This is a genomic window from Legionella septentrionalis, assembly GCF_003989745.1.
Taxonomy (GTDB): Bacteria; Pseudomonadota; Gammaproteobacteria; order Legionellales; family Legionellaceae; genus Legionella_A; species Legionella_A septentrionalis.
The window spans coordinates 1-13452 of the sequence record NZ_RZGS01000048.1; the positions used below are offsets into that span (position 1 = coordinate 1).

Sequence of the window (13452 nt, forward strand, 5' to 3'; positions counted from 1 at the left end):
GAATATAACGAAGAAAGACCGCATGAATCACTGGGAGACTTGTCACCATTTGATTACAAGTTGATTAAAAATAAGTCGGAAAACTCTAGTTTAGGTTGGCACTAATAAGGGGAGGTTTACACTTACAGCAGAATTAAATATTTGCGTTCGTGAGGGTTTAAATTAGAATATTTAAATTCTCACAAAATTTTCTTAGTGATCTTTCATTCGGCTAAAAAATTAGGATCAAACCTCTGACCTAGATAGTTTTATGCTCATTCAAAATAGAAATGATAATTTTTTGTCGTTTCTTACTTAACAAATTATAACCTTTAATGAGATCAGCCAATCATCAGAATCAGCATAAAAATAAGCGACAGGAAGTCGGAGTACCTCGGTAATCCCCCAACAAATTAACTGGTGTCAAAAAGTAGAATTTTCTCATAATCCAGGTCAGAGGAGATTCTGCATGAAAAGATCGAAATTCACAGACAGTCAAATATTGTCGATATTAAAACAGGCTGAAAATGGAAGTCCTGTCACAGAACTTTGCCGTGAACATGTCATCAGCACCGCCACATTTTACAAATGGCGCGCTAAATTTGCTGGGATGGATGCGTCCATGATGTCGCGTTTAAAAGAGCTGGAAGATAAAAACAGACGTCTGAAAAAGATGTACGCGGAAGAACGGCTGAAAGCAGAGAGACTCAAAGAGGCCATCGAAAAAAAGTGATAACACCGTCGCGCCGGAGGGAGATGGCGCAAAAGGCGGATAAGGATAAGCCCATTTCTATACGATTGTCCTGTTCGGAATCAGTGAAACCTGTTACCGCTATCAGCCTAAATGGTAATCCCCCCATTTTTAACTGACGTTAAAAATGGGGGGATTACCCTAACAGAATTTCATGAATCAGGGAGTTCAAATCGTCGTACCGTTTAGATTGAAGGATAATGGCTGTTTCCATGTTTCATCTTTTTCTTCGTCTTGCGTCATAACGATTATTGAACGACCATCAGTAAGAGTTGTTGTAATATGCCCAGCTCCTTTTAAATCGTTAGCAAATAATACATCACCAGGTCTAAATACACGCTTTTCTCCACCACTAGCCTCAACTTCTACCTCACCTTCTAAGTAAATAATAAATTGAGGCTGAGGTGCATTATGCCAATCAAATCTATTGCCAGCTTTAAATATTCTAAATTTCATGCCAGCAGCTGGAAATTTTTTTGAATATGAACCTAAGGGTTCTTCACTTCCTATGCCTGGATCTTCGTCTTTAAAATAAGACTTATTATCTGGACCTGAAAAAAGAGTCACAAATTTATTCATTTATATCCTGAATTTTGTTGCTTTAACTCCGTTACCTGTAATAGAACCGCCAGTAGTTTATCTTTAATTTTTATAAATAATTAATTTTTTAGAAGTTAAAGAATGTTAAGGAGCCTCACCAAACTCTCGATAATAACAAATTGGTTAACAGTAAATACCATTTGGCTTATTATCTAACCCTATTCAAATAAATTTTAATCGTAGAAGCTAAAAGCACCTAAACAAATTGCCTGGTGATTAATTCCCTCCGTGCTTTGGCTGATATTTGCTGCTTATTTCAAGGTAAATATTGCATTAAAGAATTAAAGGGATGAACATGGATATCCTAATTGCAGGGGCTTCTGGGTTAATTGGTACGGCACTCGTCAATCATTTGTCAAAAAATCACAATATTACCGTGCTGGGCCGCAGCCTGGATAAATTAGAGCATATATTTTCAAACGATATTAATAAATTAATTTGGAAAAACTTAAATAATCACGATGCTACCCAATACGACCTCGTTGTCAATTTATCAGGCTCTAATATTGGAGCTAAACGGTGGAACCCAACTGTAAAAAAAGAACTCGTTGAATCGCGTACTTTAACTAACCAGCAACTTATTGCATGGTTAATCAACCATCATGCCAAACCTCGTTTTTATTGTGCCAATGCGATTGGAATTTATGGGGCACAAAAATACAGTCTGGAGTCCTTTGATGAGGAGACTCTTCTCCCATCATCTTCTGACAATTTTTTACAACATATAGGACTTCTTTGGGAACAATCTCTTGGGACTGCTGTTGAGGCCGGCATCCCAGTAACGACCTTACGATTTGGCGTTGTGTTAAAGCAAGGGGCAGGGATGCTTAAAAAATTAGAGCTGCCATTTCGTTTAGGCTTAGGGAGCGTTGTAGGGAATGGTGAGCAAATGCTATCGTGGATTCATTACACGGATTTGGTTAATGCAATTGATTTTCTGATTGAGCATCCAGATGTAACCGGTGCGGTCAATATGACTGCGCCCTATCCCATAGCACAAAAAGAATTTGCGAAAGCACTTGCAAGAGTACTTAAAAGACCGCTACTCATTAGAATGCCGGATTGGCTTATTCAGGCTTTGTTCGGTGAAATGGGCGAGTATTTATTACTCAGAGGACAAAAAGTCATCCCTAAACGCCTAACCGAGCTTAAATTTAAATTCACATACCCAACCGTAGATATGGCACTTGATGAGGAATATAAAATCTAGGGATAACAAAATAAGATAAAAGGCGTTATGCACCATATGGACGATGCTATGCGCCAATATTTGCCCAATTCTTTATTAGCGGTAATTTGTCCAGGAGTAGGCAAGCGTACATTCCTGCTTGCAAATCTTTCAATTAAGACTCTCTTTTTGGCGGCTTATTAGCTTATAAAAAAGATTAATCATTTCCATTTGTTCTATATTTTTTGCTTCTGTCTCCAAAAGCGTGGGACTGTAAACTACAATTGCCAAGCACTTGGCTCGAGAAATTGCAACGTTTATGCGATTTTTATTAAATAAAAAAGTGACTCCTCGTGGAGATTCGTTTGCATTGCTTGCACACATGCTTAAAAAAACGATAGGCGCTTCTTGTCCCTGAAATTTATCTACACTCCCTACTTTGGCTTGTGGACCCAGAGATTGCTGTAATTTATTGACCTGGTGGTTATAGGGAGCCACAAATAACATGTCATCCCAAGTAATGCTTCGTTTGACAGCATTATCCGTGTATTCCCTGTTTATTAATTCATGAGCTAGAAAGTGAATCCGCGCAACTTCCTCATCGCTCGCCTGCAGATTTCCATCATGCATTACCGGAACCGCAATTATTCCAGCGTCTACATTTAATATACCCTGGTAATTAGCAGGCACTTTGATGCAGCGTTTGGCATTTCCAGGCGCTGCTTCCAACTTACTTTCGTAAATGGCTTCGCTGATAAATTCATTAATCTTAGGGTGCATGCGATAAGTAGTACCTAGAAAGATCCCACGATTTTCAGGAATTGCAGGCGTATGGTATAAAAGATAATCAAGAATAGAATAGCCGCTTTCTTCTGGGTGACTACCTTGGCACGGTTGCGCCAATTGCATTTGATCACCCATTAAAATAATGTTTTTAGTAGACTGGCTCATTGCAATAAAATTGGCCACACTTACCTGCCCTGCTTCATCAATAAAAAGATAATCAAAAGCATCTGCTAATTCAATTCTCGAAAAACCCCATGCCGTTGTACCAATAACGCATGCAGGTTGTATGCGTTCAGTAATTTCCTTATTTTCAATAACTTCTATTGAGAGTTCTTGTACCTTTTCATCTTTATCACCCGCACAGGCAAAGTACCCCTTTATACTGTTCTCCAAACAATACTCCACGGTACAACACAATAAATGATTGATAGCTTTGTGGCTGTTTGAAGTAATGCCTACTTTTTTTCCTAATCGAACTAACTCAGCAATAATGTGTTTTGCGGTATAGGTTTTACCTGACCCCGGCGGGCCTTGTATGGGAAGATAACTATTGTCTAAATTTTTTACTACCTCAATGATTTCTTCTAGCCGCTCTTTAGGATCATGACTAGGAGCAATAGCATAACCTTTAATGAGGTTTCTAATCCTAGGAAAATCGCGTTTTAAAAAATCATAAATTGCGCTGTTATGTAAGTCTTTTTTTTCAAATCGAAGCGCTTGTCTGTAAATGGCTTGCGGAATAGGGTCTGGATTGACATACTCATCCGGGATTAATGTAATAGGCTCCCTAATTTCTTCCTTCATTTTCAAAGCGATTAAACCTTCCTTTAAATTACTCCCTTCTTTATATAAAGTTACTTTCAAGTTTTTACCATCTTCCGTTTCTTTACCCAGAACTCTGTAGTGTTCGGCTTTCCCTTTAAACTCTTGATTGGCGTCAAATACATATTCAAAAACATACAAACGTGAACGTTTGCTAGGCAAATAGGGTTCGGTTTCGGTACGTTTACAAAAAGCCAGACAATCGATATCGTCAAAAAGCTCTTCTTCACTTTTATCCAAGCGATCAAAAATCTTCCAAGAGGCAGGTTTAGTTTCCCGACGGTGGAACTCAAGGCACCAGGCAAAAAGTCTTGCCATAGCGGCTTCTTCAATTTCCTTACTGAGGTACAAATCTTCTGATTTTTTTAATAGGCGGTTTCTCAAAGCAATTACAGCAGCAGCTTCTTCTTTAGCTTCAAGTTCCACTATTTCGGTTTTACCCAGATATGAAATGCCTGCTTCTTTTTGTCTTTCTCTTAACCATCCTGCCAATTCTTGGGTCGAATTACAATCATCCATATTGTAGTCACGAATTGATTTGAGAATTTGCGATGTTTGCCAATTTTCCCCGTCTGGGTTCTCGCGCCAATGTTCGTAAACCGCTACAGAATCGCTTCCACTAGCTACCTTTGTTTCACGTTGAGCGCGGTAAATGTGTTCAACATTCTTGATAGAGTAGCGAGGCTCTCCAATGAGTAGAGCTGTTTTCACGATTTTATACAAATCAACAAAGACTTCGTTACGCAATAACTGATCTATTTTATGTTCACAGACTCCATAACGTCCCATCAGGCGACGGCAAACACTTACTTCATAAGGCCCGTAATGATAGATATGCATGCCGGGATCATTTAACCAACGTTGATAAACCCAATGAATAAATTCCTCACAGCTCTTTTTTTCATCTTCTGGATGGTGCGCCCAAAGATCTTTATATTGGCGAGCCCCATGCTCATCAATGTAGGTAGCACCCCACAGATACTCTAATCCCCCTTCAAATAATGGGTCGCCTTCAATATCAAAAAAAACATCGTTAAGAGAGGACGGTGGCAAAAGAGCAAGCCCGGTTTTGCTCCCTTCTTCATGAGATAGAATTTGATAGAGGGGTATTATTTTGCCCTGACTTTCACGTTGAATCCTTGCTTGGGCAATGAGCTTTTGCAATACATCCTGGCTTATACCTCTTATTGGTTTGTCTTCTGCTGCTATTAATTCTTTAGTGGTGGTTATGCCATTTTTATATAATTTTTTTATTTGCGTACGTTTTATATTCGCAACTAAAGTTAAATGGTCTAATTTTTTTTGCAATTTTTTAGCATAATTGCTCCATTTCCCATAGCTGGAAGAAGTAAGAAGGTCAGGCCTTTTGTGAACATCAAACTCGGTATGAAATTGTAGGAATCGTCTTTTGTTAATTAGATAGTAGTAAAAATAATCATTAGTTCGCAGGTGTAGTTCTTCGCCCGTACCTATAGAGACCACGATATTATCAGGTTTTCTGCCTTGAATTTGCGCTAGCATTTCCGCGTAACAGCAAAGCTGTACGATAAATGATACTTTAACCCTGCGTGCAAGTTTGGTATCCCAAACTTCATAATAAAAGTCACCCAGCTTACTCTTACCTTCTTTCTTAATCAAAAAATCAGCCCGGCCTTTAAAGGGTAATATTGCCAAGGGTGCCTGATATATTACATCAGCGCCTGAATACATGGCTTTAATTGCATCCTCTACCGTGTGATTGGCAGTCAATCTGACTATATTAAATCCCTGCTCTTCAAACAGTAGCAATTTTTCAAGCTCATGTGTTTCACCTTCTTTTTTTAATACTGCCAGAAGTGGATCATCTTCATCAGGATTTGGGGCTAATTCAGGATTAGTGATTAGCAAATGCTCCAGCCAAGAGGCAAATGGACTTTGAATGAACAAAGTCAGATCAGAGGGAGAGAAAATGATGCTTCCTGTTTCGTGATACATTTCAAAACACCCAAAAGAGCAAATAAATTTAATTATGCTCTGCTCTACGGGAAAGAAAAGCGGAACTGTTATATTCTGGGAATTAACTGTGCAGGTGACTCTTCATTTGGGGTAATAAAGTGCAATTAAAATCTGCCCTAAATTGCACTAATAAACCTAAAACTTTAGATGCATTTTGATGAGAAAATAAATGATGGATTGCCTCCAACACAGCCGGAAAAGTCCCTTTTGGTTGTGGGTTGCTAATTGAGGAAAAAATTATTATTTAGATCTCTTTACCAGTGCTTGTCAATAAACCGACAATTACAAAATCAAATATAAATTACTGCTTTAGCAGTAATTTAGTTTTTTTAAGCTATTTAAATACCTGATTTCTTCAAAAAATATAATTAATTACCGCCATAACAGTAAAATAACTTCGATTTTAACTATAAAATAACTTTTTTCCCTTTAATTTCACTGTTATTACTGCTATAACAGTAATAAATGTATTTTAGGATGTAATATGGCTCCCGGTGAGATCGCAAAGATGATCTATTATTACCGCAAACAAAGTGGGTTATCGCAACGAGAACTCGCCAAACTGGCTGGTGTAGGCAAAACCGTTATATTCGATGTTGAAAAAGGTAAAGAAACCATACAATTAAATACATTATTAAAAATACTCGATGTTTTGAATATCCGCGTAAAATTTGAAACGCCTTTTCCAGCAACAACGGATAATAATATATGAGAAAAGCAAGCGTATTGGTTAATGGGATGAAGGCTGGGATATTAAAAGAATTAAACGGTGGGAAATATCAATTTATTTATTTTGATGATTATCACGGAGCGCCAGTTTCTCTTACCATGCCATTAACAAACACGGTTTACGATTTCGATAAATTTCCTCCATTCTTTGAAGGCTTATTACCAGAGGGTATTCTGCTTGAAGCGCTATTACGAAAATATAAAATCGATAGAAATGATTACCTTGGACAATTGATAACAGTTGGCCATGACGTCATAGGCTCAGTGACTATTGAGGAATTAGAATGAAACGCTGTCTTATTACCTATGACATCATAAGCGATCAGGAAAACTATTCACAACGTGGATTACGCTTGCTTTCGCCTCAATTAAAAAAACTTAATCCATTAGAATTAAGTGCTGGGGAACAAAGGCAAGAAGCACTCGATCGTGTAGGAAAAATGTCAATTCAAGGTGTACAAAAAAAATTAAGTGCACAATTAAAAGTCAAGGCAGGTTGTTTTGAAATCGTTGATCAAAATGGTCATTATATTTTAAAACCACAAAGTGAAATTTATGCAGAATTGCCAGAAAATGAAGCCATTACTATGTGCCTTGCAAAAACCGTTGGCCTTGAAGTGCCAGTCCATGGTTTAGTGTATTCCAAAGACAACAGTATGACTTACTTCATTAAACGATTTGACCGCATCGGCCATAATAAAAAATTAGCAGTAGAAGATTTTGCACAGCTATCAGGCGAAGATCGCCATACAAAATACAAAAGCTCTATGGAAAAAGTGATCATTGTAATAAAAGAATTTTGCACTTTCCCGAAGATTGAATTCGTGAAATTATTCAAATTAACTCTATTTAACTTCTTAATCGGCAATGAAGACATGCATTTAAAAAATTTTTCCCTGATTACAAAGGATAAAAAAATTTCTCTATCACCTGCATATGACTTACTTAACTCAACTATTGTCCAAAAAAAACCAAAAGAAGAAATAGCTTTGCCTTTAAGAGGCAGAAAAAATAATTTAACGAAACATGATTTTTTTAAATATTTTGCCGTTGAACAACTCGCATTAAACCCCAAAATTATTGATGAAATCTTACATGAATTCAGGCAAGCAATACCGCGGTGGCGCCAACTGATTGGTTTCAGCTATTTATCTCGACCAATGCAAGAAAAATATCTTCAATTGTTACATGAACGTTGCACGCGATTAGATTTTAATTAGGCTAGCCCGGCTGTAGCCATTTTGTATGGCACAGGTAATAACTTGCTGAGAAATGTCCTCTACTCCTCCTCCCGATGATTCTTTCTAATATTCTGGATCGCATCGCTAAAAGATGCTGCCAATATACCAGTAGGCATGGCAATTACACCAATCCCTGTAATGGCGGTAATTGCACCGAATAATTTGCCTAAAGGCGTAACAGGATAAACATCACCATAACCGACGGTGGTCAGTGTCGCGATCGCCCACCACATCGCTCTCGGTATACTTCCAAAATGCTCTGGCTGTATCCCTCCTTCAATGATGTATAAAATTGAGGAAGATAAAACCAATGCAAATAATCCTATAGCGAAACTGATTATCAACTCAAACCGCCTCAGGTAAACAGCATGGGCTATATTTTGCATGGCAACGGTATAGCGCCCTAACTTTGCAATTCTTAAGATACGAAACAACCTCGCTAATCTTAGGATAAATCCCTCAGTGCCCACGATGGTAAGAAAAATTAATAATACCGTTAAAAGATCTAAAATAGCTGCTGGAGATAACATATAGGCTAATCGGGTTTTATATTTGGGGTTTTCTATACTCACCCAAACCCGTGCCAAGTATTCAATTGTAAAAAAGAAGGTAAATACCCATTCGGAATCTAAAAATATCCACTCATGGCCTTGGTAAACTGAAGGTTCCGTTTCAATGATAGCCAGTAACAGCGAACAAATGATGATAGAGACAATTAGCTTATTAACGGCAGATAAGCCTGGCGCTAGCCTTAAGGCCGGATCTAGCCATACTGCAACTTGCCGTCTTAGGGACATGCGTTCATCCTGAAATAAATAAGTTTTAACATAATAAATTACACTGGCAAAGTTTGAATCTACAAGAAAAGCCTAAAGGAATAAATACAGCATCATATTAACTACCGTGCGGCTCACCTATTATAAATTCAACATTTCCACGGCTAGAATAAATATAATGCATGCCCCGATGAGATTAAAAATTGCTGATAAGCGTTTTGGTATCTTATTGGCTATGCGCATGCCAACTATGGTTGATGCAAATGCCCATCCGCCTATGGAAATTAAATAAGGCCATAGTGGTTTGTTAGAAATTCCCAAACTCACTCCTACAGCAAGTGCATCCAAACTGGTTGCAACTGCAACGATTAACAGTTTGATAAAGCCATGGAATTTAATAGTGGGAATGTCGCTGTGTCTGTTTTTCCATTCGATAAAACCTTCGTAAACCATGTGGAGGGAAACCATCAGCAATAATAGAAACGCAATCCAATGATCAATAGAGCTAAATTGGGAAATAATTTTCCCACCCGTAATGGCTCCTACAAAAGTAGCAATTAACTCTGCCCCTCCTGATAAAGCAGCAAATTTAAAGGCATCTCTTGTTTTATGAGGCTTAAGCCCCATGGCTATGGCGGCTGAGAAGGAATCTGCACTTAAGACCAACCCTAATAAAATGGGTTCAACAATGCTCATTTTAAAATAATAAAAAATATATCGAACGATATTCTAACTAATCCCTCATAAAAACTATATTTGTTTAATGTCTGTCTTTTACCATCCGCTGTGAATTCATACTTGCAGGCTACCATAAAGCAACAAAAAGATATTTATCACGCAAGCAAGTCATTTTATATTCAAAATGGTCAAACAATGAAACATATGCTATATCTAAAACTATAATAATTTTTTCCAAAGCCAATATGCCTATTCCTTATTTACAGCGTAATGGGGTAAAAATTGCTCCCTTCAAAAACCCTGAAATAGAACCATATGGTGCTTTTGCCAATACTACGGAACCCGGGGAACATCCTATTGATCAAACGGTTATACTGGGTGGAAAAAATACAACGCTGCATTGGCCATCCTCAGAACATGCCTTCCATGCGCAAAAAATCATTTATTTAAAAGAGCAGTTAGGCCAAAATCATCCGGCACAAGCCACTCTGACGAAGATGGTGAAAGAGATTGAATCTACCAATAAAGTCTTTATGCCGCGCGACGATTATGACCCTTTGGTAAGAGCTTATTTACCCGAACTCCGTAAACACGGTCTTAATGTGTCCGATAAACAAAGTTTCGATAAACTTTGCGGTGCTGATTATCATGCAGTCCATAATCCAAACGGCGAGAGAAAAACACTTGATTTTATGAGAACGGTGGTGCAACTGAAGCTGGCTCAAAACCCTGAATTGCGTGAAAAAGCAATTGAGTGTGCGAAAAATGGAATTATGCCGGTAGAAGTGAGCCGCTATGATGTAAATTGGGCTTCCGGGGATAACGGTAAAGGACAAAATATGTTAGGTGTTATTATCTTGGAAGAAGGAAATAAACTACTTGCCCAGCAAGGTGGTACGCCTGCAATCCCAAACCCGGCCCAAGCTTATCGCTCTATTCAGCAAAACCAGGACTTATCTCACAATGCCTTGGCTCCCTTGCTTTCACCTACGAGTAAAAATTGGGTTATTCCAAATGCAATGCCGTCGATGTCCGAGCTCCCGTCCAATAGATTTCATGCTTTTGAATTTGATGAAGTTGTTAAAAATCTCCCTTCCAGAGTTGAGCTTGAAACTACACTCAGGAAGGGAAAGGTACCTTTACTGGATAGAGAACACACTATTCTGGATGCGTATATACGCAGTAATTCAAATCAGTATAAAAATGAAGCTGCTGAAATTATCCCGCAATACGCCGTAAAAAACGTCATGAATGATTTTAATACCCAGGTGAATGTTAAAGCAGTAGAGAACAGCCGCGCTGGTACGCAAGGCCATGATAATCATGCAATCAAGGTTACTTTTGCTTCACAAAAAGAAGCAGAAGCTTTTTGTCAAAAATTACATAAGGAACATGGAATTCACAGCCACACTTTTGGGGCTGGGGTGAGTAAAACTGCGCAAAACGGCTCAGTTTATTTAACCAAGCAAGACTTGGAAAAACTGACTCAGGATTCCAAACTTTGCAAACAATCAGGGGCAGGAGCACTGGTATACGAAAGCCACGTTAAAGCCTATCAGCAACATGACCAGCAAAATCTTAAAGAGGCTGTGCCCTCCCTGCAATCCATGCGCCCAAGCTAAAGAAGCTTTAGTGTTTTTAAAATGAAAACGGCTCTATCTTCAACTGACATTTTTGGCACCTCCACCAACTCATACTGCCAATGAGCATAAGCCTCTCTTAGAGCTCGATAAGTTTCTAAACTTTCAGCAAAATCCTGCTGGCGCTCTGCATCATTTTCATAAATATCCCACCAGGGAGGAAAAATAAAAACGGTTTTATTATATCTAAATTGAGATATGGCTTCATTGACGATGAGATCTTCTTTCTTGCAGAAAGCCTTAGCATAAGCATATAAATCCGGGATGCCGCGATCAAAAAATACAGCAGTTTCTTCGTCTTGCATCTTTTGAAAATCCCGAATGGCATGCGTGAGCATTAAAGCAAGAAATGCATCGCGGTCACCCGTATGCAGGGCATTACCACCTATTACCTGCTGATCCTTGATAATAGAACGTGCTGCTTCCGCAGTGATCTTAAATTGATGCTGCCCTAATTGATCCAAGACAGAAGTTTTGCCAGAACCCGGACCGCCAGTAAGAATAAAAAAATTGGATTTTAAAATGGGTTTAACCATATTGAACTTTTACTCCTTACAAGTTATGTAAACAAATATGCCGCAATGCGCCTCTAGTTAAATTCGAACTTTGCAAATCATCACCGTATACTTAATTACAATGATGCAGCTGCAAAATATGTCTTTGCATGCTGCCTTACCAACCTCATAACATAAGATGCTGATTTATATGAATAATTATGAAAATTTAATAAAAAACTTATGTCCCTACAAAAAAATAGAACTCAATAATGAGAAAAATCTGCAATTTTTTCTAAACAAACACAGTACTAAAGAAGGCACGTGGGGTTATTTGGAATTAAAAAAAGGCGAGGTTGATTTTATTTTTTTGGATGGGAATGGTAAGGAACTATCGCGCCGCTCTTTGCATGAAGCACACCCCACGCTGCTTGTGCCACCTGCATGCTGGCACAAGCTTCTTCCGAAAGGCCCTGAATTGGATGCAACGCTTACGTTTTACTGTCAACCGCATCGATACTTCGAAAAAAAATACGGACTAGCTCCTCTTCATCATGATTTAAGATATGTACAGCAAACCTATCTGCAAAATAAAAAACAAATGACGATTTTGGATGTTGGGTGCGGTTCTGGGCGCAACCCTTTGTATTTTGCAATGGCAGGACACCACGTCACCGGCCTTGATAACAATAAACATGCTATACAAAATATCCAGTCTATTGCTGAAAAAGAACAATTATCAGCTATAAAGCTCAAACTTCATGATTTAAATTTCCCTCTTCCAAGTCTTGATGCAGTGTTTGATTTTATTTACTGCACAGTGACCTTGCAATTTTTAGATAAAACACGCATTAAGCCATTACTAACGCAACTGCAACAATATACGGCAGCGGGCGGGATGAATTTTTTCGTTTTTCCAGTGCAGGCAGAGCCCTATTCATACCCACATAGCTTTACCTACCTGCCGGAGCCAAAAGAGCTATATCATTTTTATCAAGATAGCGGTTGGTCCATTCTTGAATATCATGAAAAACCAGGACAATTGCATAAACTGGATGCAACCGGCAAACCAAAACAAGGGATGTTTGCCCTGCTGCTTGCACAGAAACATTTAGCAATTTAAATCATTTCGAGTCTATCATGAAAAAAAATCATAAGAACATTCAATTATACAGGGTCTATGAGCCACCTGCTGCAAAGCACGGACTATGGCTATTAGTAGACAGATTATGGCCACGCGGATTGAAAAAAAACGAGCTTTCTTTCGATGACTGGATAAAAGATATCGCCCCCAGCCCTAAACTTAGAAAATGGTTTAATCATGATCCCGCCAAGTGGGAAGAATTTGCAAAACACTACATCGATGAACTCAAAAAAAAGCCTGAATTGCTGGAAAGTATTTTGAAACAAGCAGGCAACTCGGAAATCTCACTATTTTATGCTGCAAAAGATACGCAATATAATCATGCACAAGTACTTAAAGCAGTTCTTGCATCCTGGCCCAAGTGGCCTGAAATAACACAGGCACCTGCTCCTTCACAGCAGTGAAGAGGAGTGCACGCAGCGCCATTTGATTATTCAAAAATATCCGCAAGCCAGTATTTTCGAGCACGTGTTGCTTTACTTGACTGATCCTATAAATACACGGGTTTATATCTGCGGCCCTAAAGAAACTAGGCAACGTCCCTAAAGTTTTTTAGCCAAGATTTCATCTTAAATTGAGCACAAATTTTTCTATTTCACTTCGATCTACCCCCTCTCCCACGATAGGAGCTTTGATAGTATGATGATGC

Annotated in this window: 12 protein-coding genes and 1 pseudogene; 8 read left to right on the forward strand and 5 right to left on the reverse strand. The window is 38.5% G+C overall.

What is annotated here, in order from left to right; all coding sequences use genetic code 11:
• Positions 1-448: 448 nt before the first annotated feature.
• Positions 449-821, forward strand: a pseudogene (locus ELY11_RS11395) (transposase); the annotation flags it as partial.
• A 77-nt stretch (positions 822-898) separates the two neighbouring features.
• Here ELY11_RS11395 and ELY11_RS11400 read toward each other — a convergent pair.
• Positions 899-1309, reverse strand: coding sequence for a cupin domain-containing protein (locus ELY11_RS11400; RefSeq protein ID WP_127033628.1), 411 nt, complete (start codon positions 1307-1309; stop codon positions 899-901).
• Between the two features lie 316 nt (positions 1310-1625).
• On the opposite strand from ELY11_RS11400, the gene ELY11_RS11405 reads away from it, so the two are divergent.
• Positions 1626-2540 (forward strand): TIGR01777 family oxidoreductase, encoded by a 915-nt coding sequence (locus tag ELY11_RS11405; protein WP_127033631.1) that lies wholly within the window; start codon positions 1626-1628, stop codon positions 2538-2540.
• Between the two features lie 129 nt (positions 2541-2669).
• Here the strand turns inward: ELY11_RS11405 and ELY11_RS11410 are convergent, their stop codons facing one another.
• Positions 2670-6080, reverse strand: a complete 3411-nt coding sequence (locus ELY11_RS11410; protein ID WP_127033634.1) for a TM0106 family RecB-like putative nuclease — start codon at positions 6078-6080, stop codon at positions 2670-2672.
• Positions 6081-6585: 505 nt separating this feature from the next.
• On the opposite strand from ELY11_RS11410, the gene ELY11_RS11415 reads away from it, so the two are divergent.
• Genes ELY11_RS11415 through ELY11_RS11425 form a run of 3 tightly spaced genes read left to right on the forward strand, consistent with a single transcriptional unit; the run spans position 6586 to position 8050 of the window.
• Positions 6586-6813, forward strand: coding sequence for a helix-turn-helix transcriptional regulator (locus tag ELY11_RS11415; RefSeq protein WP_126954708.1), 228 nt, complete (start codon positions 6586-6588; stop codon positions 6811-6813).
• Positions 6810-7118 carry a HipA N-terminal domain-containing protein gene (locus ELY11_RS11420; RefSeq protein ID WP_127033637.1) on the forward strand — a complete coding sequence of 103 codons (309 nt, stop codon included), beginning with the start codon at positions 6810-6812 and terminating at the stop codon, positions 7116-7118. The genes ELY11_RS11415 and ELY11_RS11420 overlap by 4 nt, the downstream gene beginning before the upstream one ends.
• A complete protein-coding gene (locus ELY11_RS11425) occupies positions 7115-8050 on the forward strand; it encodes a HipA domain-containing protein (protein WP_127033640.1) in 936 nt (311 codons plus the stop codon). Before ELY11_RS11420 ends, ELY11_RS11425 begins: the two co-directional genes overlap by 4 nt.
• Positions 8051-8109: 59 nt before the next feature.
• On the opposite strand, the gene ELY11_RS11430 is transcribed toward ELY11_RS11425, so the two are convergent.
• Entirely contained in the window at positions 8110-8868 is a 759-nt protein-coding gene (locus ELY11_RS11430; protein WP_127033642.1) for an ion transporter, read from the reverse strand.
• 120 nt (positions 8869-8988) lie between these two features.
• On the reverse strand, positions 8989-9543 hold the full coding sequence (locus ELY11_RS11435) for a manganese efflux pump MntP (protein WP_127033645.1): 555 nt from the start codon (positions 9541-9543) through the stop codon (positions 8989-8991).
• A 227-nt stretch (positions 9544-9770) separates the two neighbouring features.
• Here ELY11_RS11435 and ELY11_RS11440 point away from each other — a divergent pair, with 227 nt between their 5' ends.
• Positions 9771-11147, forward strand: a complete 1377-nt coding sequence (locus ELY11_RS11440; protein WP_126954703.1) for an NADAR family protein — start codon at positions 9771-9773, stop codon at positions 11145-11147.
• Here the strand turns inward: ELY11_RS11440 and ELY11_RS11445 are convergent.
• Positions 11144-11701, reverse strand: a complete 558-nt coding sequence (locus ELY11_RS11445) for an AAA family ATPase (protein ID WP_127033648.1) — start codon at positions 11699-11701, stop codon at positions 11144-11146. The two genes, ELY11_RS11440 and ELY11_RS11445, sit on opposite strands and share 4 nt — an antisense overlap.
• A gap of 169 nt (positions 11702-11870) precedes the next feature.
• Here ELY11_RS11445 and tehB point away from each other — a divergent pair, with 169 nt between their 5' ends.
• Positions 11871-12782, forward strand: a complete 912-nt coding sequence (tehB, locus tag ELY11_RS11450) for an SAM-dependent methyltransferase TehB (RefSeq protein ID WP_126954701.1) — start codon at positions 11871-11873, stop codon at positions 12780-12782.
• 17 nt (positions 12783-12799) lie between these two features.
• Positions 12800-13207 carry a DUF488 domain-containing protein gene (locus ELY11_RS11455; RefSeq protein ID WP_126954700.1) on the forward strand — a complete coding sequence of 136 codons (408 nt, stop codon included), beginning with the start codon at positions 12800-12802 and terminating at the stop codon, positions 13205-13207.
• Positions 13208-13452 lie beyond the last annotated feature (245 nt).

Coding starts and splice junctions, on each gene's coding strand:
- ELY11_RS11440 (WP_126954703.1), top strand. CDS start 9,771: ATGCCTATTCCTTATTTACAGCGTAATGGGGTAAAAATTGCTCCCTTC.
- ELY11_RS11415 (WP_126954708.1), top strand. CDS start 6,586: ATGGCTCCCGGTGAGATCGCAAAGATGATCTATTATTACCGCAAACAA.
- ELY11_RS11420 (WP_127033637.1), top strand. CDS start 6,810: ATGAGAAAAGCAAGCGTATTGGTTAATGGGATGAAGGCTGGGATATTA.
- ELY11_RS11405 (WP_127033631.1), top strand. CDS start 1,626: ATGGATATCCTAATTGCAGGGGCTTCTGGGTTAATTGGTACGGCACTC.
- ELY11_RS11430 (WP_127033642.1), bottom strand. CDS start 8,868: ATGTCCCTAAGACGGCAAGTTGCAGTATGGCTAGATCCGGCCTTAAGG.
- ELY11_RS11435 (WP_127033645.1), bottom strand. CDS start 9,543: ATGAGCATTGTTGAACCCATTTTATTAGGGTTGGTCTTAAGTGCAGAT.
- ELY11_RS11455 (WP_126954700.1), top strand. CDS start 12,800: ATGAAAAAAAATCATAAGAACATTCAATTATACAGGGTCTATGAGCCA.
- tehB (WP_126954701.1), top strand. CDS start 11,871: ATGAATAATTATGAAAATTTAATAAAAAACTTATGTCCCTACAAAAAA.
- ELY11_RS11400 (WP_127033628.1), bottom strand. CDS start 1,309: ATGAATAAATTTGTGACTCTTTTTTCAGGTCCAGATAATAAGTCTTAT.
- ELY11_RS11425 (WP_127033640.1), top strand. CDS start 7,115: ATGAAACGCTGTCTTATTACCTATGACATCATAAGCGATCAGGAAAAC.
- ELY11_RS11445 (WP_127033648.1), bottom strand. CDS start 11,701: ATGGTTAAACCCATTTTAAAATCCAATTTTTTTATTCTTACTGGCGGT.
- ELY11_RS11410 (WP_127033634.1), bottom strand. CDS start 6,080: ATGTATCACGAAACAGGAAGCATCATTTTCTCTCCCTCTGATCTGACT.